Origin of the sequence: Peribacillus sp. NPDC076916 (assembly GCF_050269675.1) — a bacterium.
In the GTDB taxonomy this organism is placed as follows: domain Bacteria; phylum Bacillota; class Bacilli; order Bacillales; family DSM-1321; genus Peribacillus; species Peribacillus aracenensis.
Genome location: NZ_JBNNIU010000001.1, coordinates 669234 through 691882 on the forward strand (window position 1 = coordinate 669234; position 22649 = coordinate 691882).

24 protein-coding genes and 2 riboswitches are annotated in these 22649 nt (G+C 41.2%); of the genes, 10 read left to right on the top strand and 14 right to left on the bottom strand.

The features are described from left to right. Window positions 1-243: 243 nt before the first annotated feature. Entirely contained in the window at window positions 244-1575 is a 1332-nt protein-coding gene (locus ACQKFG_RS03360) for a hemolysin family protein (RefSeq protein ID WP_192203575.1), read from the top strand. Between the two features lie 25 nt (window positions 1576-1600). Here the strand turns inward: ACQKFG_RS03360 and ACQKFG_RS03365 are convergent, their stop codons facing one another. From ACQKFG_RS03365 to ACQKFG_RS03380, 4 genes are all read right to left on the bottom strand, one after another. Beyond that, the gene (locus ACQKFG_RS03365; RefSeq protein WP_427556748.1) at window positions 1601-2260 is read right to left on the bottom strand and encodes a DedA family protein; all 660 of its coding nucleotides are present in this window, start codon (window positions 2258-2260) and stop codon (window positions 1601-1603) included. A gap of 163 nt (window positions 2261-2423) precedes the next feature. Next, window positions 2424-2588 (bottom strand): hypothetical protein, encoded by a 165-nt coding sequence (locus tag ACQKFG_RS03370; protein ID WP_230302241.1) that lies wholly within the window; start codon window positions 2586-2588, stop codon window positions 2424-2426. A 92-nt stretch (window positions 2589-2680) separates the two neighbouring features. After that, window positions 2681-3394 (bottom strand): FixH family protein, encoded by a 714-nt coding sequence (locus tag ACQKFG_RS03375; RefSeq protein ID WP_427556208.1) that lies wholly within the window; start codon window positions 3392-3394, stop codon window positions 2681-2683. Between the two features lie 91 nt (window positions 3395-3485). Beyond that, complete coding sequence (locus tag ACQKFG_RS03380; RefSeq protein ID WP_311202512.1) at window positions 3486-4061, bottom strand: YitT family protein; 576 nt, start codon at window positions 4059-4061, stop codon at window positions 3486-3488. Window positions 4062-4676: 615 nt separating this feature from the next. On the opposite strand from ACQKFG_RS03380, the gene ACQKFG_RS03385 reads away from it, so the two are divergent. Next, window positions 4677-6029, top strand: a complete 1353-nt coding sequence (locus tag ACQKFG_RS03385; RefSeq protein ID WP_192203572.1) for a hemolysin family protein — start codon at window positions 4677-4679, stop codon at window positions 6027-6029. A gap of 346 nt (window positions 6030-6375) precedes the next feature. On the opposite strand, the gene ytvI is transcribed toward ACQKFG_RS03385, so the two are convergent. After that, window positions 6376-7419 (bottom strand): sporulation integral membrane protein YtvI, encoded by a 1044-nt coding sequence (ytvI, locus tag ACQKFG_RS03390; protein ID WP_349729081.1) that lies wholly within the window; start codon window positions 7417-7419, stop codon window positions 6376-6378. A gap of 128 nt (window positions 7420-7547) precedes the next feature. Between ytvI and ACQKFG_RS03395 the strand changes: the two genes are divergently transcribed. Together ACQKFG_RS03395 and ACQKFG_RS03400 are read left to right on the top strand one after the other, a co-directional pair. Beyond that, window positions 7548-7751: a hypothetical protein gene (locus ACQKFG_RS03395; RefSeq protein ID WP_098372640.1), complete on the top strand. Its 204-nt coding sequence runs from the start codon at window positions 7548-7550 to the stop codon at window positions 7749-7751. A gap of 359 nt (window positions 7752-8110) precedes the next feature. Then, a complete protein-coding gene (locus tag ACQKFG_RS03400; RefSeq protein WP_076367409.1) occupies window positions 8111-8530 on the top strand; it encodes a MarR family winged helix-turn-helix transcriptional regulator in 420 nt (139 codons plus the stop codon). A 68-nt stretch (window positions 8531-8598) separates the two neighbouring features. Here the strand turns inward: ACQKFG_RS03400 and ACQKFG_RS03405 are convergent, their stop codons facing one another. After that, complete coding sequence (locus ACQKFG_RS03405) at window positions 8599-9990, bottom strand: PLP-dependent aminotransferase family protein (RefSeq protein WP_427556214.1); 1392 nt, start codon at window positions 9988-9990, stop codon at window positions 8599-8601. Between the two features lie 103 nt (window positions 9991-10093). Between ACQKFG_RS03405 and ACQKFG_RS03410 the strand changes: the two genes are divergently transcribed. Continuing rightward, the gene (locus ACQKFG_RS03410) at window positions 10094-10672 is read left to right on the top strand and encodes a GNAT family N-acetyltransferase (RefSeq protein WP_427556217.1); all 579 of its coding nucleotides are present in this window, start codon (window positions 10094-10096) and stop codon (window positions 10670-10672) included. A gap of 46 nt (window positions 10673-10718) precedes the next feature. Here the strand turns inward: ACQKFG_RS03410 and ACQKFG_RS03415 are convergent, their stop codons facing one another. The 3 genes from ACQKFG_RS03415 to ACQKFG_RS03425 form a co-directional block, all read right to left on the bottom strand. Beyond that, complete coding sequence (locus ACQKFG_RS03415; protein ID WP_342615211.1) at window positions 10719-10862, bottom strand: hypothetical protein; 144 nt, start codon at window positions 10860-10862, stop codon at window positions 10719-10721. Window positions 10863-10935: 73 nt separating this feature from the next. After that, window positions 10936-11391 (bottom strand): GNAT family N-acetyltransferase, encoded by a 456-nt coding sequence (locus tag ACQKFG_RS03420; RefSeq protein WP_427556221.1) that lies wholly within the window; start codon window positions 11389-11391, stop codon window positions 10936-10938. A 17-nt stretch (window positions 11392-11408) separates the two neighbouring features. Continuing rightward, on the bottom strand, window positions 11409-12425 hold the full coding sequence (locus ACQKFG_RS03425) for a nitronate monooxygenase (protein ID WP_427556224.1): 1017 nt from the start codon (window positions 12423-12425) through the stop codon (window positions 11409-11411). 140 nt (window positions 12426-12565) lie between these two features. Here ACQKFG_RS03425 and ACQKFG_RS03430 point away from each other — a divergent pair, with 140 nt between their 5' ends. Beyond that, window positions 12566-13531, top strand: coding sequence for a rhodanese-related sulfurtransferase (locus ACQKFG_RS03430; RefSeq protein WP_427556227.1), 966 nt, complete (start codon window positions 12566-12568; stop codon window positions 13529-13531). Between the two features lie 308 nt (window positions 13532-13839). Here ACQKFG_RS03430 and ACQKFG_RS03435 read toward each other — a convergent pair whose 3' ends face one another. Together ACQKFG_RS03435 and ACQKFG_RS03440 are read right to left on the bottom strand one after the other, a co-directional pair. Continuing rightward, window positions 13840-14472 (bottom strand): superoxide dismutase family protein, encoded by a 633-nt coding sequence (locus ACQKFG_RS03435; RefSeq protein WP_427556230.1) that lies wholly within the window; start codon window positions 14470-14472, stop codon window positions 13840-13842. Between the two features lie 167 nt (window positions 14473-14639). Further along, entirely contained in the window at window positions 14640-15947 is a 1308-nt protein-coding gene (locus ACQKFG_RS03440) for a CitMHS family transporter (RefSeq protein WP_192203563.1), read from the bottom strand. A gap of 195 nt (window positions 15948-16142) precedes the next feature. On the opposite strand from ACQKFG_RS03440, the gene ACQKFG_RS03445 reads away from it, so the two are divergent. Beyond that, window positions 16143-17354 (top strand): MFS transporter, encoded by a 1212-nt coding sequence (locus ACQKFG_RS03445; protein WP_192203562.1) that lies wholly within the window; start codon window positions 16143-16145, stop codon window positions 17352-17354. Window positions 17355-17704: 350 nt separating this feature from the next. After that, window positions 17705-17795, top strand: a riboswitch (cyclic di-GMP riboswitch). Between the two features lie 77 nt (window positions 17796-17872). Continuing rightward, window positions 17873-18067: a hypothetical protein gene (locus ACQKFG_RS03450; RefSeq protein ID WP_349729092.1), complete on the top strand. Its 195-nt coding sequence runs from the start codon at window positions 17873-17875 to the stop codon at window positions 18065-18067. 199 nt (window positions 18068-18266) lie between these two features. On the opposite strand, the gene ACQKFG_RS03455 is transcribed toward ACQKFG_RS03450, so the two are convergent. Continuing rightward, a complete protein-coding gene (locus ACQKFG_RS03455; RefSeq protein ID WP_427556235.1) occupies window positions 18267-18467 on the bottom strand; it encodes a hypothetical protein in 201 nt (66 codons plus the stop codon). Window positions 18468-18854: 387 nt separating this feature from the next. Next, window positions 18855-19154, bottom strand: coding sequence for a hypothetical protein (locus ACQKFG_RS03460; RefSeq protein ID WP_427556238.1), 300 nt, complete (start codon window positions 19152-19154; stop codon window positions 18855-18857). A 304-nt stretch (window positions 19155-19458) separates the two neighbouring features. On the opposite strand from ACQKFG_RS03460, the gene ACQKFG_RS03465 reads away from it, so the two are divergent. Together ACQKFG_RS03465 and ACQKFG_RS03470 are read left to right on the top strand one after the other, a co-directional pair. Next, window positions 19459-20916, top strand: coding sequence for a SulP family inorganic anion transporter (locus ACQKFG_RS03465; protein WP_427556241.1), 1458 nt, complete (start codon window positions 19459-19461; stop codon window positions 20914-20916). Window positions 20917-21000: 84 nt separating this feature from the next. Then, window positions 21001-21147 (top strand): hypothetical protein, encoded by a 147-nt coding sequence (locus ACQKFG_RS03470; protein ID WP_192203558.1) that lies wholly within the window; start codon window positions 21001-21003, stop codon window positions 21145-21147. A gap of 98 nt (window positions 21148-21245) precedes the next feature. On the opposite strand, the gene ACQKFG_RS03475 is transcribed toward ACQKFG_RS03470, so the two are convergent. After that, entirely contained in the window at window positions 21246-22175 is a 930-nt protein-coding gene (locus ACQKFG_RS03475) for a manganese-dependent inorganic pyrophosphatase (protein ID WP_349729096.1), read from the bottom strand. 293 nt (window positions 22176-22468) lie between these two features. After that, window positions 22469-22649: riboswitch (cobalamin riboswitch) on the top strand.

Here is a 22649-nt window from a genome sequence, read left to right on the forward strand (position 1 = left end):
AATTTTTGACTGATTGGCGCCCAGTTACTTATACTAATAGGTAGGTTCCACTACTAATCGAGGTGAATGATTCTATAGATTGAAAATAAAAACAAGAGAAATTTTCATACGAGATAGACTAGACTTATTTTTCATCTAACATTTTATATACTAATATCATTTCATTCATTATTGGTTTTGGGAGGTGACTGGGATAATTAAATCGTTCTCAACATCTGGCGATTCAATTAAGTCCCACACTAATTGGACATATTAAGTTTTTTATTTGTCATTATTTTAATTGCTTTAACTGCCTTTTTTGTAGCTTCGGAATTTTCGATCATAAGGGTTCGCAGCTCTCGGATCGATCAATTGATTGAAGAGGGAAACAAAAAAGCCATTGCGGCCAAGAAGGTCACATCCGATCTTGATGAGTACCTATCCGCGACACAGCTTGGAATTACAGTAACTGCCCTTGGATTGGGGTGGCTAGGACAACCGACCGTCCTCAAATTGGTTGGGCCTTTATTCAAGGCATTGAACATCCCTCAAGAAGTCACAAGCGTTCTGACATTCGTTATTTCATTTTCCCTGATTACGTTCCTGAATGTGGTTGTTGGAGAATTGGCTCCAAAGACGGTTGCCATCCAAAAGGCTGAGCAAGTGGCCTTGGCAATTGCCAGCCCGCTGATTTTTTTCCATAAGATAGCCTTTCCCTTCATTTGGGCCTTGAATCATTCTTCCCGATTCGTTGTCGGATTATTTGGCTTTAAGCCAGCATCCGAAAGCGAAATAGCCCATACGGAGGAAGAATTACGTTTCATCCTTTCAGATAGCTATAAAAGCGGAGAAATTAACCAGTCGGAATTTAAATATGTAAATAACATCTTTGAGTTCGATGATCGTGTTGCTAAAGAAATCATGGTTCCAAGGACAGAAATCATGACCATATCCAAAGATGAAACGGTACAGCAATTCGTCGATGTGGCCAAATTGGAAAAATACACTCGATATCCTGTTGTCGAAGGTGATAAAGACCATGTCATCGGCTTGGTGAACTTAAAGGAAGTATTCTCGGATCTTATTAAGAACCGGGAAATCCATATCAAAGCGATTGAAAATTACGCTCGTCCGATCATTCGGGTGATGGAAAATATCCCAATTCACGATTTGCTGCTAAAAATGCAAAAAGAACGCATTCATATGGCCATTTTGATGGATGAATACGGCGGTACTTCCGGACTTGTCACAGTCGAGGATATCCTCGAGGAAATCGTTGGGGAAATTCGTGATGAATTCGATATTGATGAAGTCGCCTCGATCAGGAAAATTAAAGATGGACATTATATTTTAGACTCTAAACTTCTTGTAAAGGAAGTGAATGACCTACTTGGCATTCACTTAGAAGAAGATGATGTCGATACTATAGGCGGTTGGGTCCTTACTGAAAATTATGATGTGAAGGTAGGGGACATCATGGAAAAAGACGGATTCTGCTTTAAAGTGATTGAAATGGAAGATCACGCCATTCGTTTTATAGAGGTCACCAAAAAGGTCGTACAGCTTCCTCTGGAAGAAGACCTTCCTCAAGGATAATGATGAAAAACAGCCACGTAAAAGGTTATTTTACGTGGCTGTTTTTTCGATTTGTACATTTATCGGGAAACCGTCCCATTTTTTTGACCGTTACGATTGGAGGAGTGCTCTTTTTTTTCCAAAAGATATACAACATGATAAAGATAAAGGAAAAACCAGCAGCCGGAATTAGATAAGGTTCAGTTATTCCCCGGATTTGCTGCCAATTCTCGCCGAGAACCCTTCCTAAGGTGAGGAACAATATGGTCCAAGGTATGACAGCCGCAACCGTATAAAATATAAACTTCCATACGGACATCCTTGCAATTCCGGCTGGGATGGAAATAGCATGGCGAACCACTGGAATGAATCGAGCCGTAAAAATCACGCCAACGCCATACCTTTGAAACCACTCTTCAGCATTTACAATATGTTTTTCTTTTATTAAAATATATTTTCCATACTTCAAGAGAAAGGGCCGTCCTCCATAATACCCAGCCCAATATAGAAAAAGTTGTGCCATCGTCCCGCCTGCCACACCTGCAAGAACAGCTCCCCAAAAATTCATTTTCCCCAGGCCGACCACATAACCACCGTATCCTAAAACTAGCTCACTAGGGATGACTTCAACCATAAGCCCCAATAAAATCCCCATATACCCCATTTCAGCAAACCAATTCAATATCGTCATAATAAGCTGTGATATCATGCTATCGGACTCCCCTTACCGCTAATTTCAAATTGTTTGTCCTTCTATCCTATTTCAGCTCATAGCGTTCTATTCGGCTTTTCAAATCCAGTTTCACAATGCATCACATTTAGGAATGCACAAAAAAAGACCAGCTGATATGTACTCCGGTCTCATTGCATCAATATTCTTTTAACTCCCTTTTTTGGGAAAATTGAGAAAAAACAGCTGTGGTGAGTAAGGATGAATCATTTTGCGAAACATTAGTGAAAATCTCCTGGCGTGATTTCGTTTTTTCAATATGAATCCCGAGATCTTTATACTTGTTGATTATTTGATTATTCATGCTTACCCTCCCTTTCTGCTGTACCGTTATCCTTTACCTTCCCATTTAACGAAAGGATAAAACCTGTTTAAACCATTCGCTCCAAAAAACAATCAATTGACTTGAATGGTTTGCAGTTGGTGTTCATGCACTTCGTCTTTTTCAACATGTACCTGCACCTTATAGGTTCCCGATTCTTCGAAAGATACCTTATTTAGATATGTTCCATCTCCATCTTCTTCAGCTTTGGTGAAATGACTCTCTTCGCTGCCTTCCTTCCACACCTCGAAATTCACATCTGCATTTGTCAGTGGCTTCCCATCCAATTCAACGGTCGCTGCAAAGTTCGAACTGTTTCCTGCCTTTACAGGGTTACTTTGAAACTCGATGGATACATCCGTACTAGGATGAACCGATGCGCCTTCACTTTCATGTTCTGGAACGACAACTTCTTTTTCAGGCATTACATGAAGGCCTTTGGCCGTAACATGGGAGACTACAATATATTTGCCTGTTTCTTCAAAAGTATGCATCACTTGATACATGCCACTTCCAGTATTCTTTGCTTCAAGCATTTCCCGTTTATCCTGCCCTGACTTTCTTACTTCAAAGAGTACCTCATCTGCTTCATTCACCAATTTGCTTCCCTGTTTCACTGTCGTTTCAAGAATGACTTCTTTTCCAGGCTCCATTTTGCCTTTAATGACGATTGATGCATCCATCGATTCTGGAACAGCACTGTTAACTTCCTTGTCCTCTGGCATTTCAGACTCCTGACATCCAGCCAACATAACTAACAACGCAGTAAACATATAGAGTTTTTTCATATGAACTTTCCTTTACTATTTATTAGACTAAAAATCTGTCCTCTTCATATTGCCCATCCTTTCCTTTTTTCGGATTTTTATACGTCATTCATCAAAAAATGGTTCGCATCACGGTGACTGAGGTCAGCATGGCCACCGCGATGATCGTTAAAAATGAATATAAAAAGATTGAAGTCCCCACAACACTCAATCCGCAAAGAAGCACGCATCCATCAATGATAAAAATCAGTAAACCTACATTGAATCCGCTCTTCCTTGATAGGATCTGTGCCAGCATATCCGTTCCGCCTGTTGATGTCCCATATCGAAGCATCAAGCCGATTCCTAATCCAATCAAACCTCCCCCGATCATCGCACTTACATAAATGGGAAGATTCCAGCCGATGACAGCGTCGGAAAAAATATCGATGCATAATGAGGAAAAAAGCAGGCCATGCAAACTGTTCAGGAATAATTTCTTTTCAAAGTACCAAGCATATATATATAATGGAATGCTGCTCAAAATCACACCCAGGCCTGTCGGAAGTCCTATATAGTAATGAAAAATCAGCCCAATCCCTATCATGCCGCCATCCAATAAATGATAAGGTATCAGGAAAAAATTGATTCCCACACCTACAAGCATGCTGCCGGCGATGATTGCTGCCATCCTTTCCATGATTTTCATGGCTGCCACCCCCTTTAATCTGCATTTAGAACTTGTCTTGGACTCTATAGAATATGTATGAACAAGCGAAAAAATAATGAAACTGACCAATTTTTTATGTAACCGCCTATAATTTTCTGAATATTCCATAATGTCATACAATAAAGTAGTGAAAACAGTCAAAAACAGCTAATTATTAGCTCAAACTGATCCTTTACAAGCAATTTACCGGATTTATGGTGCAGAAAGCTATTTGACTGAATGATTAACTCTTTCTATAATGAAAGTATTTAAATTAATTAGATTGAGGTGATTTGATGGGGCATTAAAGAATGTTCGTTTTGACAGGCGGACGCTGATTTGCGTAATGGATATGTGCATCCTATTGAAAAATGGCTGTACTCCTTCAGACGGAAATTCTTCTATTTCCCGTCTACGCGTCGCCAATCGGCATATACTATTATTCTCTTCATCACTTAAAGAAATGGGAGTTAAAGCGGCTGGACATCAATTACCACAGCCATTTTGAATGATTCCCGATAATATTCAGCAAGGCAAAAAAAATATACTTGTATATTTTAAAAATGTAGGAGGTGTACTCCTTATTCGTCTCGAAGGCGAGTTAAGGGAGACTATTTGGACATAATAAACTTGGTTCTTATTGCCATTTTAATTGCTTTAACAGCATTTTTTGTAGCTACGGAGTTTGCGATTGTTAAAGTGAGAAGCACGAGGGTCGATCAATTAATTGAAGAAGGAAAGCCGAATGCTCTTTCAGCAAAGAAAGTGATATCCAACCTGGATGAATACCTTTCAACATGCCAGCTCGGTATTACCGTTACCGCTCTAGGGCTTGGGGTGCTCGGGGAACCGACAGTCAAAAAGATTTTGCACCCACTCTTGAATCAATTGAATCTTCCAAATTCAGCTTCACATGCACTCTCGGTTGCAATTGCCTTTTCTTTAATAACTTTCATACATGTGGTTGTTGGGGAATTGGCACCAAAAACATTGGCGATTCAAAAAGCGGAGCGAGTAACTTTATTGGTTTCCAAACCTTTAATTGGTTTTAACAAAATCATGTATCCATTCATCTGGGTACTGAATGGCTCTGCAAGGACGCTTACAAGAATGCTAGGATTAAAAGCAGTTTCCGAACATGATTTGGCTCATACAGAAGAAGAGCTTCGTATCATTGTTTCCGAAAGCTACAAAAGTGGTGAAATTAACCAATCAGAGTTTAAATATGTGAATAAAATTTTTGAATTCGATGATCGGATTGCAAAAGAAATCATGGTTCCACGTACAGAAATTGCAACGGTATCCAAAGATGATACGATCCAACAGTTTTTCACCGTCATGGCGGAGGAGAACTTTACACGATATCCTGTCATTGACGGAGATAAAGACCATGTTATCGGTATGGTCAATGTAAAAGAGCTATTCACTGAAATGATAGACAATAACAAGCAGACAGCATCCACGATCCAACGATATGTTCGTCCGATCATCCGTGTCATTGACAGTATCCCAATTCACGATTTACTTTTAAAAATGCAAAAGGAGCGCATCCACATGGCTATCCTCATGGATGAATACGGCGGTACGTCAGGTTTGGTGACCGTTGAAGATATCCTTGAAGAAATCGTTGGCGATATCCGCGATGAGTTCGACCTGGATGAAGTTCCTGATGTCCGCAAATTAAAAGAAGATCACTACATCATCGATGCCAAGGTATTAGTCAGTGAAGTGAATGATTTACTTGGATTGGATATTAATGATGAAGATATTGATACGATGGGCGGATGGATCCTTACCGAGAATTACGAGGCCAAACAAGGTGATATTCTGACTTATGGTCCCTATAACTTTAGAATAAAAGAAATGGAAGATCACCATATTCGTTATATTGAAATATACAAACAAGCAAAAGTCGTAAGCGAAGTAAAAGAATTCCCGATAATATCGCAAACTGAAATCGTTTCATGATAATAACCCCCGTTCCTAATTGACAATAGGAGCGGGGGTTATTTTTTTCCAACCGGTACATGAAATGAAATAATAACATAATATATAAAACCTGCTTCATTTTAAATTGAATGATTACATGAAGTATAGTTCTACCTTTATTGTTTCATACTGTTAGAAAAGCGATACTTATTGAAGGAGTGAGGAATCATGAAACTCATAACCATTTGCCAACACTGCAAAGGGAAAGGGAAAACCCGCTATCTGCAATTTTTTTCCCGGGACTGCAATCATTGCAACGGTCAAGGTAGAGCTGTAAAAGATATGTCAAATTTAAGAAATCAGGCAAAAAACATCTAATAATCTTTCATATTTTGAAGTTGGGTTTGATGACACCTGCCCTCTTTAACGTATCATAAACAATCAGTATCGAAGGTCCAAGGAAAAGCCCGATGAAACCGAGCATTTTAAACCCTAAATAAAGGCTGACCAACGATGCCAATGGGCTCAATCCCATATTTGCTGAATAGATTTTCGGTTCTATGGTCCTTCTTATGATCGTAATGACCAGGAATAGGATTACGAGACCAACACCTAGATGATGGTTTCCTTGAGCCCAAACAATTACTGCCCAAGGAACCAGTACAGATCCCGTCCCCAAGATAGGAAGAATGTCCACAACTACAATTAACAATGCCAATGGAACCGTATACTTCACATTCAATAACCATAGTCCTCCATAAGCCATGATGAACGTTATTAAACTCAAAAGGATTTGTGCCTTGATGAAGCCTACGGCTGCCATACTTAAATCTTGATAAACTAGCGAAATCTTTTGATAAGTGGATGTCTTTAAATAAAGGACTGCCTTTTTTCTTAACTTAGGCAATTCAAGACTAAATAAGAATAATGCGATTAAATAAATTAAAAAGTCAATGAAGAGCCCGGGAATGAGTGTGACGAACTGAACCATATCCTGAACAAAGCCCTCTGTGAACCCTTCTAAAGCCCTGACTCCCTTTTCCATCGTTTGTTCTATCGACTGTATGAGATTTGGCGGCAACGTTTGGGAATACCGTTCCCATTTCCTAATGACTGGCAATATAGCCGTCAAATACACTTCACGTATGAAACCAGGAAATTCTTCCGAATAGATAATGACCTTCTTGATTAATACCGAAAAGGAAAAATAAGTGATGCTTATAAGCCCGCCTACATATAGAACAAATGAAATCAACACTGCCCAAAACCGATGCAGCTTTGCCGTTTCGCCAATCATGCGGACCAATCCATCTAAAAGAATGGCGGTGAGCAATGCTAATATCAAAGCCCATGAATAGGGAATGACGATTAATATGCATAAAAGGAGAATACCTCTCCAAAACCAACGGAAAAAGACGGCGACATTCACTGAACAAACCCTCCTTGCACTTTCCTGTTCTCCTTATATTTATGAAATGTGGTCACATATATTTCGCTTAAACGTTTTATTTTCTAAATAAGGGGAAAAAGAGATACAAAGAGATGGAGGGATTGACATTGGATAATAAAGATAAAGAAAAGTATCTTGAAGAGCGTAATGATAAATCCAAGGCATTCAAGAAAGATCAGGAAAAACAGCTGGAACGTGATCAAGTGGTCATGCCCATTGATGATTTACCAATTGATGAAATAAAATATGAACGACAAGAAGAACGAAATAAAAAAGAAACAAAACACCGCTCCACGAGCGAGAGGGTTTAACCAAAAACCAGCCACTATAGAGGGCTGGTTTTTGGTTGCAGGACATAATTGCATTCAGCTTCAAGGGGTGATGTGCCGTATTGACTTTTACCAATTCTCGGCAGCACTTTGATACTTGCTAATGGAACATTCGAAGGAAAAAAATATATATTTGCCATCATATATAAAGATCCCCCTTGTCAGCTTTTGAAAATCCAGTACAATTGGACTCTTCCATAATCCATTCGCATTGCGGAATTCCTTCCTCCACTGCTTTACTTCCAAAAATAAACATTGACTGAAAAAAATGATTCTTTACAATAGACTTTTAAGAATTAAAGAATATAATGGACTGGTCGACCATTATAAAGGAGAATCATATGACGAACCCTACTCAATTATTTCATCAATATTTACAAGTATCGAGATCATTAGTCAGCAAAATGAATGAACAAATTACAGCTCTTGAAATTTACCATAATCAGTGGACGATCCTGAATTATTTAAAGAACTGTGGATATTCCACAATCCCCGATATTTGCAGTTACTTGGATGTTGATAGTGTTATCATCACACGTTCAGTCAACAGCATGGAACAGAATAATATGATTAAACAAGTTCCTGGAAAAGATGAACAGGAAAAACGGATTGAACTGACGCCCCGGGGAAAAGAGGTACATACAAAATGTCTTAAAATTGCAGAAAAAATCGAAGGAAAAGCCCTGGAAGGCATTACCGAGGAAGAACAGGAAATATTTTTCCAGACAGTCCTTAAAATCCTCAATAATATAAGAAACTAAAATGGATACCTTATATCATTGTTGAATAAGTGTGAATCAAGGCCTTTTCCTTATTTTTTCGCATCAAGCTATAGCCATGCCATTTTTAAAAGTCGGATTCCTGCTTTGATTTCACTTTCGGTTAATCCACCGTACCCAATCAAAACAGTCGGATCTTTCACATTCTTAGAATAATAAACCGAAGTTGGGTAGACTTTAACCCCAACACTGGCAGCCTTTTGAATGAGCTCTGCCTCACTGCTGCCGTTTTTTACTTTTAAAAGAACGTGCAATCCTGACTTTTCACCGATTACGGCTACACGATCATGGAAGCTCTCTTCGATTGCATTAAGCAGCACCTTATTTTTTTTACGATAAATCGTTCGCATTTTATTCAGATGGCGTTCCCAATGTCCATTTTTCATAAAGAGACAGAGCGTTTCCTGAATCAATCTGGAGACGGTCTGTTTATATCCCATTAACTTCTCTTGATAGCGGCAAGCCAGCTCCATAGGTAACACCATGAATCCTACCCTGATTGATGGGATGAGCGACTTTGAAAACGTGCCTAGGTAGATGACCTTTCCCTTTGTGTCCAACCCCTGCAGGGACGGAATCGGTTTGCCTGAATGTCGGAATTCCCCGTCATAATCATCTTCGATGATATAACCTTTTTTTTCCGCTGCCCAATTCAGCAACTCCACCCTTCTAGTTATCGGCATGATCATACCGGAAGGAAATTGATGGGAAGGAGTGACATAGGCAACATTCGCGGCACTCTCTTTCAGGGAGTCCACACTCATTCCGCTTTCATCCAAGGGTATGTATGCCATATCCGCTCCCTCCAACCTCAGTACCTCCCTTATTCGATGAAAGCCAGGCTCTTCCAACCCGAATACCCGTTCATCTCCAAGAAGTAACCGCAATAGATGGATGAAATACTGGGTACCTGCCCCAATGATGATTTGATCTGCCCCGCAGCGAACTCCTCTCGATTGGAATAGATAGGATGAGATTTCAAAGCGGAGCCCCCATTCCCCTTGAGGATCACCGCTCATGAACATTTCCCTTTCCTGTAGATACAATGTATTGTTTAAGCATTTTTTCCACACGGCATGCGGGAAAGAATCGACGTCCACCCGTCCATGATTGAAATCTATCTCATTTCTTTCATTCGGAGGGCACATCATCCCTTCTGTTACAGGCAAAGGCTCATTCAAAGGTGAGATCGGTTCTAAATCGGCCACGTAATACCCTTTCCTTAATTGACTTTCCACATATCCTTCTGCCATCAACTGATGATAAGCCGTATCCACTGTATTCAGGCCTATCCCTAAATGCACAGCCAGTTTTCGTTTGGAAGGCAGTTTCATCCCAGCCTTTATTTGTCCATTCTGGATTTCCTTTATTAAGTATTTATACAATTGGACATATAAAGCTTCTTTATTCGTTTTATCTAAATTTAGAGTAACTTCAAACATTTGGTCCTCCTTCAAACTGGTTCCATAAATTATATCAGGTTTGGTCCTTATTGCAGGACCAGAATATTTTTATAATGAAGATATCAATCAAGAGGAGGATACTATGGAACATATCGAATTATTCGGGAAACACGTGCTACTCACCCCGATGATGGATCATCATATCGAACCGCTTTACGCCGCTTCCTTGCCAACTGAAATATGGGAATGGAGCGCAACAAAAATTTTGTCCTATGAAGAAGCGATTTCCTATGTAAAGGATGGCATACGAGCAAGGGAACAGGAACTTCATCATCCATTTGTCGTTATCGATCAGACTGATGATTCGATAGTTGGCAGCACGAGCTTAAGAAATATTCAATTTCATAATCAATCCCTGGAAATCGGTGCGACTTGGTATCATCCCGACAAATGGCGGACTGCCATTAACACAGAATGTAAGTACCTGCTATTGCAGCATGCTTTTGAAAGGTGGAAAATGAAACGGGTTGAATTCAGGACAGACGAATGCAACAAAAGATCGCGTGCAGCAATAACCAGGCTCGGCGCCCTTGAAGAAGGCATTTTGAGAATGGAGAAAAAACTGCAAGATGGAAGGATAAGGAACACGGTGGTCTACAGTATTCTCGAGCATGAATGGCCCAATGTGAAAAGGAATTTGGAAGCCTTTTTGAAAAGGTGAAGATATGAAAAAGAGTGCCGTTGTTTGCACTCTTTTTCTCTTGCTGCTATCTTTCATGTGAGTCTTTATTAATATCCGATAAAAAATCCTTTTGCCTTTTCGTTGATCGAATGAATATGAAAACGCCAATCGCAAATAAAAACGGCATTAATAAAGCAAAAAGAAGATAAATCATATCTCCAAAGAACAAGTTCATTCCCCCTAAACCATGCGACGCGCACTTTTGTCTGTAAACTTTCCCGTCAAACTTGGATGTTCATTGCTTAGCCTAAACTTTGTGACAAGCGAATCATATCCTGGCATTGAATCCCATTTTCATAAATGGCCTCGGAATAGTTTCTATTAAAAAAATCCCGATCTACCCCAGTGATTCTAAAACCGCATTTTTGGTAAAGGGCAAGCTGCCCTATCCCCGAATTTCCCGTGCCGATTTCAATCGTTTTATATCCCTGTTCCCTTGCACGGCCTATGGCGTGTTCAATCAATTGCCTGCCGATTCCTCTTCCTTGGTGCCGTTCTTCCACAGCGATGTTCATTATCTCTATCAGTTTTGGACCTTTTTGCAGTAAAACATAAACACCGATCATTCGCTCATCATTCAAGGCAACAAAGCATGTTCCGCTTCCCAAGTATTCCTCGACCAATTCCCTTGAGGGATCTGCCAAAAGCAATAAATGCATCGGCGGTGGCTCATCCATGAATAATTCCCTTATCTCCATCTCCATCCACCCCCTTCTCATTTTAGTTCTTCTACAAGAAGTTCAACCAATTCCGATGCGGGAAGTTCCCTGCTCAACCTATACCCTTGTCCTGCCCACAAAGCCATCAATTCAGGATTGTTTTTTTGTCCAGCCACTTTTCGCATTTGCTTTGTCATGTGATGGACATGAGGATAGGCGACTGGTGCAATTCCATCATAATCGGTTATAAATTGATTCACCAACCCGCGTGCTCTCCGGCCGCTGAAGGCTCGGGTAATAGAGGTCTTGGTAAACCGGGGATTTCCCAGAGCTTCCTTATGGACGGGACTTGCCCCGCTTTCGGGACAGCGAAGGAAAGCTGTTCCCAATTGTGCCGCTGTTGCTCCCGCTTCGAGCACGGCCGCGATATCCTTTCCATGCATCAGTCCGCCCGCCGCAATGATCGGCAAGTCCAGCTCACTTTGTATCAACCGTATCAAAACTAAAAGACCGTAATCATCTTCTGTGCGGTTTTCAAAGCTGCCCCTGTGACCCCCTGCTTCAAACCCCTGTACACATAGCACATCCGCACCTGCTCCCGCCGCCCTTTTTGCTTCCTGAAGGTTGGTTACCGTCACGGCTATAAGGGAACCGACACCTTGGAGCTCCCTTATTACATCTTCCGTTGGACATCCAAACGTAAAACTGACGACAGCGACCCCAGCTTCCTTCAATACCGTTATTTTATTTTCCCAATCATCGTCATCACTATCGGCTTTTCCAATCTCAGCCCCAACGCTCTCGGCCTCTTTTTCGATCTTTTCACGATAGGCAGATAATATATTTTCATCCACCGCCTCGTTTCCTGGCACAAATACATTCACGCCAAAAGGGTGCCCAGTCAACTGACGGGTCTGCCCTATTTCGTCCTTCATCTCTTCTGCAGTCTTATAGCCAGCTGCGAGAAAGCCCAGTCCACCTACATTGGATACTGAAGCCGCAAGCTTCGGGGTGGAAGCTCCTCCTGCCATCGGTGCTTGAATGATCGGATATCTCATTAACTTTTTTAGCATTCCATACCACTCCTTTTGATTTTTCTTCATGCCCTTATCATTTTTACGTTTTCTTGGTATAATGATTATCTGTAAGAGAAAAGTGTCTAAATGATCACCCTTTATATCTTGCAAATATAAAACACAGGTGGTAAATAAAAATGGAAACAAAACCATATAGAGTATTACTTTATTATTTGTATGTACCAATCGAGAATCACGAAGAATTCGCAGCCGAGCATCTTGCGGCATGTAAAGCACTTGAATTGAAAGGCCGTATCTTGGTGGCAGCAGAAGGGATCAACGGAACGGTTTCTGGTACGATCGAACAAACTACCAAATATATGGACATGATGAAAAGCGATCCCCGCTTTGCCGATATCGTGTTTAAAATAGATGAAGCTGACGGCCATGCTTTCAAAAAAATGCATGTTCGTCCACGAAATGAGCTTGTAACGCTTCGATTGGAAGAAGACATCAACCCGAACCGGACGACAGGCAAATACTTGAGCCCGATGGAGTTCTTCGAGCAAATGCAAGATGAAAATACCATCGTCCTTGATGCCAGAAATGACTATGAATTTGATTTGGGACATTTCAGGGGTGCAATCAAGCCAGAAATCACGAATTTCCGTGAACTTCCGGATTGGGTCCGGGAAAATAGAGAAATGTTCGAAGGCAAAAAAATCCTAACGTATTGCACCGGCGGTATCCGCTGTGAAAAATTCTCCGGCTGGCTTGTCGAAGAAGGCTTTGAAGATGTAAGCCAACTGCATGGCGGCATCGCAACATACGGAAAGGATCCCGAAGTCCAAGGTGAGCTTTGGGATGGCCAAATGTATGTATTCGATGAAAGGATAGCCGTACCTATCAATCAAAAGGAACATGTCATTGTCGGTCGCGATATTTATTCCGGCGAACCTTGTGAACGCTATGTTAATTGTGCTAACCCTGAATGCAACAAGAAAATCCTTTGCAGTGAAGAGAACGAGCACAAACATATGCGCAGCTGTACTCATGAATGCCGAGTGCATCCCCGTAACCGCTATGTAGTCGAGCATAACCTTTCTGAAGAAGAAGTGGCTGAGAGATTACAGCTAATCGAAGAAACCAGTACCGTAAAATGATAAAAGCAAACCCGAATCAGTGGACATGATCCCTATTCGGGTTTTTTTATCCATTTAAATCAAATCTTATTTTTCTATATTAAATCTATGCCTTGGACCTTATTCCACTGCAAGAATTAACTATGATCTTTTAATGCCATCTGCTTCAAATCCAATATTACTTACTCTCTTACTTCTATATCACAATAGAAAAAACCTTCTTAATACGTAAAAAGAATGAATTCAGCTTAAAATTTAGCGGTCAACGGTTTTACCTTCAATGAAAAGAGCGATTCCTCTTTAGAGGAATCGCTCTTGCTTCATTAATGTTATTTTTCCTCTGCACTTACAACAATCCCGCAAGCTTGCCTATCGCCTGCATCACCGGCTTTCAAGGTATCCACATCCGGTCCTTTTTCTCCATTGGCTTCATAACGGTCAGGAATATTGGCAAAGTTGTCTGGCTTCGCATGAACGATTACAGCCAACTCTTCTTTCTTCAGCTGGTCTATCGTCATGTTATCCAATGTTGCCGTATATTTGGCTGTCCCATCCTTTTTCACATATAAAGGGGGCATATCCCCTGCATGTTTAGAGTGCGTGTCATCAGTTGGATTGAAGTGTCCTCCCGCTGTAGTGAAAGGGCCTTCCTTAGCATCCGGCTCACATACTGCGTTTTCGTGGACATGGAATCCATGGTAGCCTGGCTCAAGGCCTTCCAAAGCGGTCTCGATCACCACAGTATTCTCTTCGGCGGTAAAGTTAACCGTCCCAAGTGTTTTACCTTCTACATCTTTAACTTCCGCTTTTACCTGAGGATCAACCCCTGTTTCTGTTCCTTGTCCCACTGTAGTCATGTCCTCGGCATTATTGTCGGACTGATTTGAATCATCCGCTGAATTACATCCATACAGTAAAAGGGCAGCACACATAGGCAGCACAAGTTTTTGTTTATAGTTCATATAAACTCCCTCACTCTCTTATATGTATCTTCTTCTATTACTTTCCACCATCATGGAAGAATAAACAGAAAGCGGAATAAATAGGAAAATGGATTATTCCGTGAGGGCGAACACCTTACTAATTTCACAGACAGGAATTTTGCATTATAGCTTAATGGTCTCGCATTTTACAAAGTGATGACCCCAAAAGTAATGGCTGCAATCGTCATGATGATGGTTGTCCCAAATGCCCATTTAAACAGGAATTTTTGGTGATCCCCAAAATCCACACCTACAAGACCGATCAATATGAAGGTCGCAGGCACCAATGGCGATAATGGGAACCCTGCGGTCGAATGGCCTAATAAAGCCGCCCTTCCGATTTCTACAGGAGAAATGCCGAAGTTCGATGCCGTTTCACTTATTATTGGCAGAATGCCAAAGTAATAGGCATCAGGTGAAAAAATGAACCCCATCGGAATGCTCGTCAGCGCTACCACCAGTGGCAAATGTGCCCCGATCCATTCAGGAATGACAGTTACGATTGAAGCAGCCATCGAGTCCATCATCTTTGTTTCTGTGAATACACCCGTAAAAATCCCTGCAGCGAAAATGAGTGTACAGATCATCACGAAACTATTGGCATGAGATAAAATTCTTTCCTGCTGTTCTTTTGGGTTCGGAAAGTTAACGAATAGTGCAATCGCAAAAGCAGTGGCAAATAAAATTTGGATCGGCAGCACTTCCATCACCAGCAAAACCATCAGTAAAATCGTCAAGAACCAATTAAACCAAAAAAGCTTGGATGTTCCTTTAGGTGCGGTTTCAACAGCTGCAGCCTGTTCTCCCATACCAGGTTGCATGTTCGTCTCCATCGTGCTGACCCCTAATCTCTCCCTTTCCTTTTTACCAAGTACATATGCAGAAAAAAGTGTCCATAATAGACCGCAAATCATGACCGGAATGAGAGGAATGAATAGCTCCGATACTTCAACCTGAAGGCTCGCGGCCGCCCTTACCAAAGGACCTCCCCAAGGAATCATATTCATGACGCCGGCGGCTAAACCAACAACACAGGCCAAAACGAGCCTGTTCATCCCTAATTTGATATAAAGCGGCAGCATGGCTGAAACGGTAATCATGAATGTGGAAGAACCGTCTCCGTCCAAACCTACCAACATGGTTATAATGGCGGTTGCCATGACAACCTTTAGCGGATCTCCTTTTACAAAACTGAGTATTTTAGCGATCATGGGCTCGAATAAACCAACGTCAATCATTAAACCAAAGTATAGAATAGCAAAAACGATCATGACTGCTGTCGGTGTCACCTTTAAAATACCCGCAACCATCATATCTCCCATTTCCGAGGCAAATCCACCAATCAGACCAAAAGCTATTGCCGTGAAGATAAAAGCGACAACCACTGATAAGCGCTTTGTGATGACTAAGACCAGAAACGTTAAAATCATGCAAAATCCTAAAATCGTCAACATGTTAAAAACTCCCTTAAATGGAAAAGTTAATACTTTATTAACTTTTCTGAAAAATCAATATTTTCACATTATATCATTTGCCTATTCATTAAAAAACCAATAAAAACAAATTCGTTTAATAAATTAGTTAAATTATGTATACTATTATTTAGGAACCCGAAGTTTTTTTCGGAGGAAAGAAGTGTTGAATCTAAAATGAATGCTCATAAAATAGCTAAACGGAATCTTTTCATCATGTGGTTCGCCAATTTCTTCATAGGCGGGAGCATGACGATGGTTCTCCCATTCATATCCTTATACATTGGTACATTCGGAGATTATTCGACTCAATATATCCAGCATTGGTCCGGATGGACATTTGGAATCACTTTTGTGACTGCCTTTTTATTTTCTCCCATTTGGGGACGAATTGGTGATCGGTACGGCAGGAAGAAAATCTTGATTGCCTGTGCCTTTGGGATGGGGCTGTCCATTTTCCTGATGGGATTCGTTGAAAATGTTTGGCAGCTATTCGTCTTAAGGATGTTCACCGGGATATTCACTGGCTTCATTTCCATGTCACAGGCCTTCATATCAACGCAGACCCCAAAAGAAATTGCCGGACGCGTACTGGGAACCTTGCAAACGGGTAATATAACCGGTTCCCTTTTCGGACCATTGCTTGGCGGCCTGCTTGCAGACACACTCGGCTATTCAACCGCCTTTAAATTCACCTCCATCACCATTTTCATCTCCGGACTTCTTGTTTTTGCAACCAAGGAGTACCAAATGGAACGGCAGAAGGGAACAAAATCGAGCTATACAAGCAGGGAGGTTCTCTCGCATATCTTGAGGAATCCCATCCTAGTCAATGTCATGCTCATTTCGACACTTGTTCAAGTTGCCCACTTCAGCATCCAGCCCATTCTTTCTTTATACGTTGGCCAGTTGCATGGAACTTCCAATCTTGGATTTTATTCAGGTATCGCCTTTTCTGCAGCAGGCCTGGGAAATTTATTGATGGCGCGTCACTGGGGCAAGATAGGTGATCGTCATGGACATGTGAAGATTCTTGTGCTGCTTCTTTTCCTGACTGCTACAGTCTACTTGCCCGGTGCCTTCATCAATCATTTTTGGCAGCTTGTTCTGGTACGTTTCATACTTGGCATGGCAATAGGCGGCATCATCCCTGTAAGGATTGCCTACATTCGCCAGGAAGCTCCTGTCGCAATGCAGGGGGAAGTACTTGGTTACAATACGAGCCTGCGCTTTTTAGGCAATATCATTGGACCCGCGATGGGCGGAATGGTTGCTGGTTTCTACGGATTCTCCGCCGTTTTCATCACGACCAGCACGTTACTCCTCATAGCGGGACTTGTCCTCTATTTCGCGATGCACCGCAATCCGGAATTGGCCAGATCACATTAATCTCACTTTGGCAAGAAAGCCTGCTTCCAGTTGGAATCAGGCTTTCTCATGTTTAATGCTCATACAGCTGTAGTGCTGGATACTTCTGGAACTGGATTTCATTTCGGTCGTATTCCAATACAGGCAGTGAGGCCAAAAACGAACATGGGTCCTGCACACATGAAAAAGGAATATTGGAAACCAGCTGCTGCACATGGTTTTCCGAACTATAGGTACATAGCGTGCCAAACCTTTCTTCTCTATTTTCCTTCTATATTTGGACAATCCCGGTGATTGCTGTTGATACTTAATAAAAGGGGAAGGTTGGCCGCAGCCATAAACACTTCATAATGCAACAAATTTTATGTTAAGATTATTTTAGGCAAATTTTATGAAAGTAAAAGACGCAAAGCCACGGGCCTAACACAACAACTTGGTTGTCATGGCAGCCGGGCTGCCAAGATTTTTCTTGAATGGATCACTTTATTATCAATTGCCCCTTTTTAATTTGCCTAAAATTAAAAATAGGAGGGTTATATATGTTTTTTCCAACCATTTATTCAGCTACTACAGATGAGAGACACATAGTTAAAGATAAAAATACTTGTGCATGCGGCACAAGGTATAATGTATTCGCAATGTTGACTAGAAGCGACCTTCGAAAAATCAGGTTCAAGCATTATAAAGAAGTGACATGTCCTAAATGTAAATCCAGTATCATTGAAAAGGAATAGACTCTTAACACCGGGAGCGTTTCTACTCCAAAAACTTTGATAGAGCTGGCCTTTTCACCTTGTTTCGGTAACAATAGCCCTCATGCCTCCTTACCCAGATTACACACAAAATCGAATAAAAAAAGACCCTTTCAAGATCTTTTATCATTGCTATGTAAAGTGAATGTGCGGCGGAATATAGCTGGCTCGATTCAAATCATCAGTTTATAAGCGCTACTCCGCTTCCCGTTTGGTCTTCCATCAACTGGGCCAAATATTTCTTAAGTAATAACTCGGCAGGTACAGGGTCTTTCAGTTCATTCAATAGCGTGCAGGAGCCCAATTCGTCAAAATGGCCAAGACTTTTTTCGGGAATCCATTTCGGGAACATTATGAGTATGCATGGCCTATTTGTAGGCATAATAATTATCCTCCAGCTTATTGGTGGTACCACCCCCATAATATCGTCAGGGAAAGCTTCTTTAATATCGGATATTCACTAAGGTAAAGACTTATCCCCTCCCAGTATGAGGATGCGAGTTTATTTTCCCTTTTCACCGGTATCATCAATATCAGCATATCATCCCATTTTTGTCACGATGATTTCTTTATATTTAAGATAAAGCTGTTCTTTCATATGATCCCATTCCGAGGCTTTTTCCGCTTCACTTTCGATCAGGTTCGAATGGGCAGTAAGTGACCCTCTTTCAGTTTCAAAACGGCAATCCGGTGTGGCCTGTATAAATCATTGTTCATCAATGTCGCATATTCACTTATTTAGCTTATCTTCTATTTTCTCTTCAAACAATTAAGTTATGTAACTATCCTTTACCTCTTCTTCGAGAATCTCCGGGGAACATTCACCTAGGTGAATGGGAAAAGAATCAGCAAAATGCAGCGAACCGCCTTTCCATACTTTTGGATACAAACGATCATCCCCTCTCAATACGATCGCCACAAAGTCCAACGAAAATTCCAATTGAAATGATTCCACCGTAAAATCCAATGTTTCTTGGATTGTATCGAATTTCACTAAATTCCTTGCAGTCAGTCTTAAATGATTCTCAACCTTTTCCAGCAGTTTCGTTCTTTTCTCGCTCTTATTCATAGGAGTAACCCCATTTTCATTCATAATAAAAGAATAACTCATTTAAATACAGAAAAATCTGAAAGTGAAAGCGATAAAGAAGGCTTTGGAAATTTTTTTGCCCTTCATCATTGGATGTTGCCCATCGGCATTTCTTGAAATTTCCCCCTGTATGCCTTTTACCTTCATTCGCCTATAATACGAAATGAATAGCCCTCGGTTTGTCGTTAATATTATGCATATAGATAGAAAGAAGGACTCATGCTATAATTTAGTGCGTTAAAACAGAAATGAACACATATATATAGAAAGAAGGAGTGTTTCTTTGAATACATCTGGATATAAACAGGAATGGTTCGGCAACGTTAGAGGAGATATTCTATCGGGAATTGTCGTTGCCTTGGCATTGATTCCGGAGGCGATTGCCTTTTCGATCATTGCTGGCGTTGACCCAATGGTTGGTCTATATGCCTCATTCTGCATTGCCATCGTCATCTCTTTTGTCGGCGGAAGGCCGGGAATGATATCGGCAGCCACTGGTGCAATGGCACTCGTCATGGTCGATCTTGTTAAAGATCATGGCTTGAACTATTTACTTGCTGCAACAATATTGACTGGTTTGCTGCAAATTTTACTAGGGGTTTTAAAGATCGGGAAATTAATGAAGTTCATACCGAAGCCGGTCATGACTGGTTTTGTGAATTCTTTAGCCATCTTGATTTTCACGGCACAGCTCACCCATTTCGTGGGCGAAACATGGATCATGTATGTCATGACAGCCGTTTCTTTAGCTATCATTTATCTTTTTCCGCTGATCACGAAAGTCATACCTTCACCACTTGTCGCCATCATATTCATGACGATCGTTGCAGTTGCCACGGGGGCTACGGTGCGGACGGTTGGGGATATGGGGCAATTGACCGAAGCGCTACCGATGTTCATGCTTCCAGATATCCCTTTGACCTTCGAAACTTTGTCGATCATTTTCCCTTATTCCATAGCCCTTGCATTTGTTGGGCTGCTTGAATCATTATTGACAGCCCAAATAGTCGATGAGATGACTGACACAGACAGTAATAAAAATAAGGAAGCCAAAGGCCAGGGGATTTCGAATATCATTGCCGGATGCTTTGGCGGCATGGCGGGATGTGCGATGATCGGCCAATCCGGTATCAATATTAAATCAGGAGGAAGGGGGCGGCTCTCCACTTTTGTAGCTGGCGCATTTCTTATGGTATTAATCGTGGTATTGAATGATGTCCTTATTAAAATCCCGATGGCTGCACTTGTCGCAGTCATGATCATGGTTTCAATCGGGACCTTTGACTGGTCTTCCCTAAAGAGGCTCACTAAAGCTCCAAAGTCGGATGCAGCCGTGATGATCGTGACGGTCCTCATTGTCCTTTATACACATGATTTATCAAAAGGGGTATTTGCCGGAGTGCTCTTGAGCATGATTTTCTTCTCCGCTAAAATTTCTAAAGTGGCTGTAGTGAAAACGGAAGATATTCAGGCTAAGAAAACCATTTATCATATCAGCGGGCAGGTATTTTTCGCTTCTGTCCAGGACTTTGTTTCGAAGTTCGACTTCAAGGAAAAAGCCGATTCAATCGTCATCGACTTTTCCCATTCTAAAATCTGGGATGCTTCAGCAGTTGGTGCTGTTGATACGGTTATCCTTAAATATCAGCTTCTGGGAATACCTGTCCAAGTGCAAGGACTGGATGAAGAAAGTTCGTTATTGCTTGAAAAACTCGCCACATCAGAAAGTAAAATATCTTGAAGAAGTAAGTTTTGTTGAATAGAAACTTTTCAAACCGACAAAATAGATAACATGAATTATTTCCTTTTGAAAGGGGCGAAAAGCATGACACCCGAGCAGGATTATACAGCTGCAAATCTGTCACCGGATTTATTGAATGAACTGAAAAGCTTTGAAAACAGACTTGGCGAGGAAGCCAACAAAGAACTGATTGTCATTGCCTATGAAAAAGAAAAGGAAGCTTTGAATTAAGAAAAAAGACTCAACCACACTTAATGGTGGTTGAGTCTTTTTTTGCATATACAGAAAAAGGATGTCCATGTTTTTAATGAACACCCCCTTTTCCTGTATTATTTGCTGAATACGTCCGTTAAGATCGGCACGATTTGTTTTTTACGAGATACAACGCCTTCTAAGACGGCGATGTTATTGTTTAATGAAACGTCGTATGCTTTTTCCACTGCATAAGCTGCTTTACCAAGCGCCAAGGCAGCAGAGTCATTAGTCAAGATATCCGTTACGACAAATAGGAATAAGTCCAATTCTTTCTCAGCGATGACCTCTCCAATCGCCGCTTCCAATTCTGCTTGCTTAGCAAGGACTTCGTTCGGATCTACAGCATTGACCTGTGCTATCTCCACTTTAGCCATCCCCATGGAGAATTCCTTTGCATCAAGCGTGATAAGCTGGGCAATCGTTTTGTCGCTCAAGTCAGCTCCGGCTTTCAACATTTCCAAGCCGTATGTTTCAGCGTCGACTCCCGCAATGGCAGCCAGTTCCATTGCTGCTGCAACGTCTTGCTCCGTGCATGTAGGAGATTTGAACAATAACGAATCGGAAATGATGGCAGACAACATAAGACCTGCGATTGCTTTAGGGACTTCGATGCCATTTTCTTTATAAATTTTATTTAAAATGGTTGCAGTACAGCCAACTGGTTCCGCCCGGTAATATAGTGGATCGCTTGTTTCAAAGTTAGCGATACGGTGATGGTCGATAACTTCCAACACACGGACTTGGTCAATATCTTCAGCACTTTGCTGGCGTTCGTTATGATCGACCAGGATTACACCTTCAGCCTCCCCTGCGACTTTTTCCACAAGGCGGGGAGCTTCGAATTTGAATTGGTCCAATGCATATTGGGTTTCACCATTCACTTCACCCAGACGAACTGGTTCAGCGTTGATACCTAACTGCTTTTTCAGGTCTGCATAAGCGATTGCTGAACAGATTGTGTCTGTATCCGGGTTTTTATGTCCAAAAACTAATACTTTTTCCAAGATTTTATCCCCTTTTTCTTAAATATTTTTCCGCGAATCCCCTCATCGCAATAAGGGAGAGCCACCTTCACTAGACAATTTATTTTAACACAAAATCGCCTAAAATCAGCGCTTGAATTACCCATTCCCCAATAAATTCTTTCATTCCTTCGCACTCTGCCCTCACTTTGTCAATAGATAAGGGTTGGTTTTTTTCAAATATATTAGTTGAATTATCATCGTATATGGCTTACGATAATATAAGCAGAAATACTAGATATTGATTACATAAACATTACCAATAACTATATATAGAATTTTTTACAATCCAAGGTGCCAGTGATGGCTGAAAAGGGAATCCGGTGTAAACCCGGAACTGTCCCCGCAACTGTAAATGTGACGAAATGAGAAACCCACTGTATAGCTCTCTATACGGGAAGGACTCAAAGTAGGATGATCATGAGTCAGGAGACCTGCCTTGAATTTTTCACGTTT

What these genes read in the sequence shown, in the direction of transcription:
- ACQKFG_RS03370 (WP_230302241.1), bottom strand. Translation starts at nt 2,588, where the DNA reads ATGAATAATCAAATAATCAACAAGTATAAAGATCTCGGGATTCATATT.
- ACQKFG_RS03375 (WP_427556208.1), bottom strand. Translation starts at nt 3,394, where the DNA reads ATGAAAAAACTCTATATGTTTACTGCGTTGTTAGTTATGTTGGCTGGA.
- ACQKFG_RS03380 (WP_311202512.1), bottom strand. Translation starts at nt 4,061, where the DNA reads ATGAAAATCATGGAAAGGATGGCAGCAATCATCGCCGGCAGCATGCTT.
- ACQKFG_RS03400 (WP_076367409.1), top strand. Translation starts at nt 8,111, where the DNA reads ATGACGAACCCTACTCAATTATTTCATCAATATTTACAAGTATCGAGA.
- ACQKFG_RS03405 (WP_427556214.1), bottom strand. Translation starts at nt 9,990, where the DNA reads ATGTTTGAAGTTACTCTAAATTTAGATAAAACGAATAAAGAAGCTTTA.
- ACQKFG_RS03410 (WP_427556217.1), top strand. Translation starts at nt 10,094, where the DNA reads ATGGAACATATCGAATTATTCGGGAAACACGTGCTACTCACCCCGATG.
- ACQKFG_RS03420 (WP_427556221.1), bottom strand. Translation starts at nt 11,391, where the DNA reads ATGGAGATAAGGGAATTATTCATGGATGAGCCACCGCCGATGCATTTA.
- ACQKFG_RS03425 (WP_427556224.1), bottom strand. Translation starts at nt 12,425, where the DNA reads ATGCTAAAAAAGTTAATGAGATATCCGATCATTCAAGCACCGATGGCA.
- ACQKFG_RS03430 (WP_427556227.1), top strand. Translation starts at nt 12,566, where the DNA reads ATGGAAACAAAACCATATAGAGTATTACTTTATTATTTGTATGTACCA.
- ACQKFG_RS03435 (WP_427556230.1), bottom strand. Translation starts at nt 14,472, where the DNA reads ATGAACTATAAACAAAAACTTGTGCTGCCTATGTGTGCTGCCCTTTTA.
- ACQKFG_RS03440 (WP_192203563.1), bottom strand. Translation starts at nt 15,947, where the DNA reads ATGTTGACGATTTTAGGATTTTGCATGATTTTAACGTTTCTGGTCTTA.
- ACQKFG_RS03445 (WP_192203562.1), top strand. Translation starts at nt 16,143, where the DNA reads ATGAATGCTCATAAAATAGCTAAACGGAATCTTTTCATCATGTGGTTC.
- ACQKFG_RS03450 (WP_349729092.1), top strand. Translation starts at nt 17,873, where the DNA reads ATGTTTTTTCCAACCATTTATTCAGCTACTACAGATGAGAGACACATA.
- ACQKFG_RS03455 (WP_427556235.1), bottom strand. Translation starts at nt 18,467, where the DNA reads ATGCCTACAAATAGGCCATGCATACTCATAATGTTCCCGAAATGGATT.
- ACQKFG_RS03460 (WP_427556238.1), bottom strand. Translation starts at nt 19,154, where the DNA reads ATGAATAAGAGCGAGAAAAGAACGAAACTGCTGGAAAAGGTTGAGAAT.
- ACQKFG_RS03470 (WP_192203558.1), top strand. Translation starts at nt 21,001, where the DNA reads ATGACACCCGAGCAGGATTATACAGCTGCAAATCTGTCACCGGATTTA.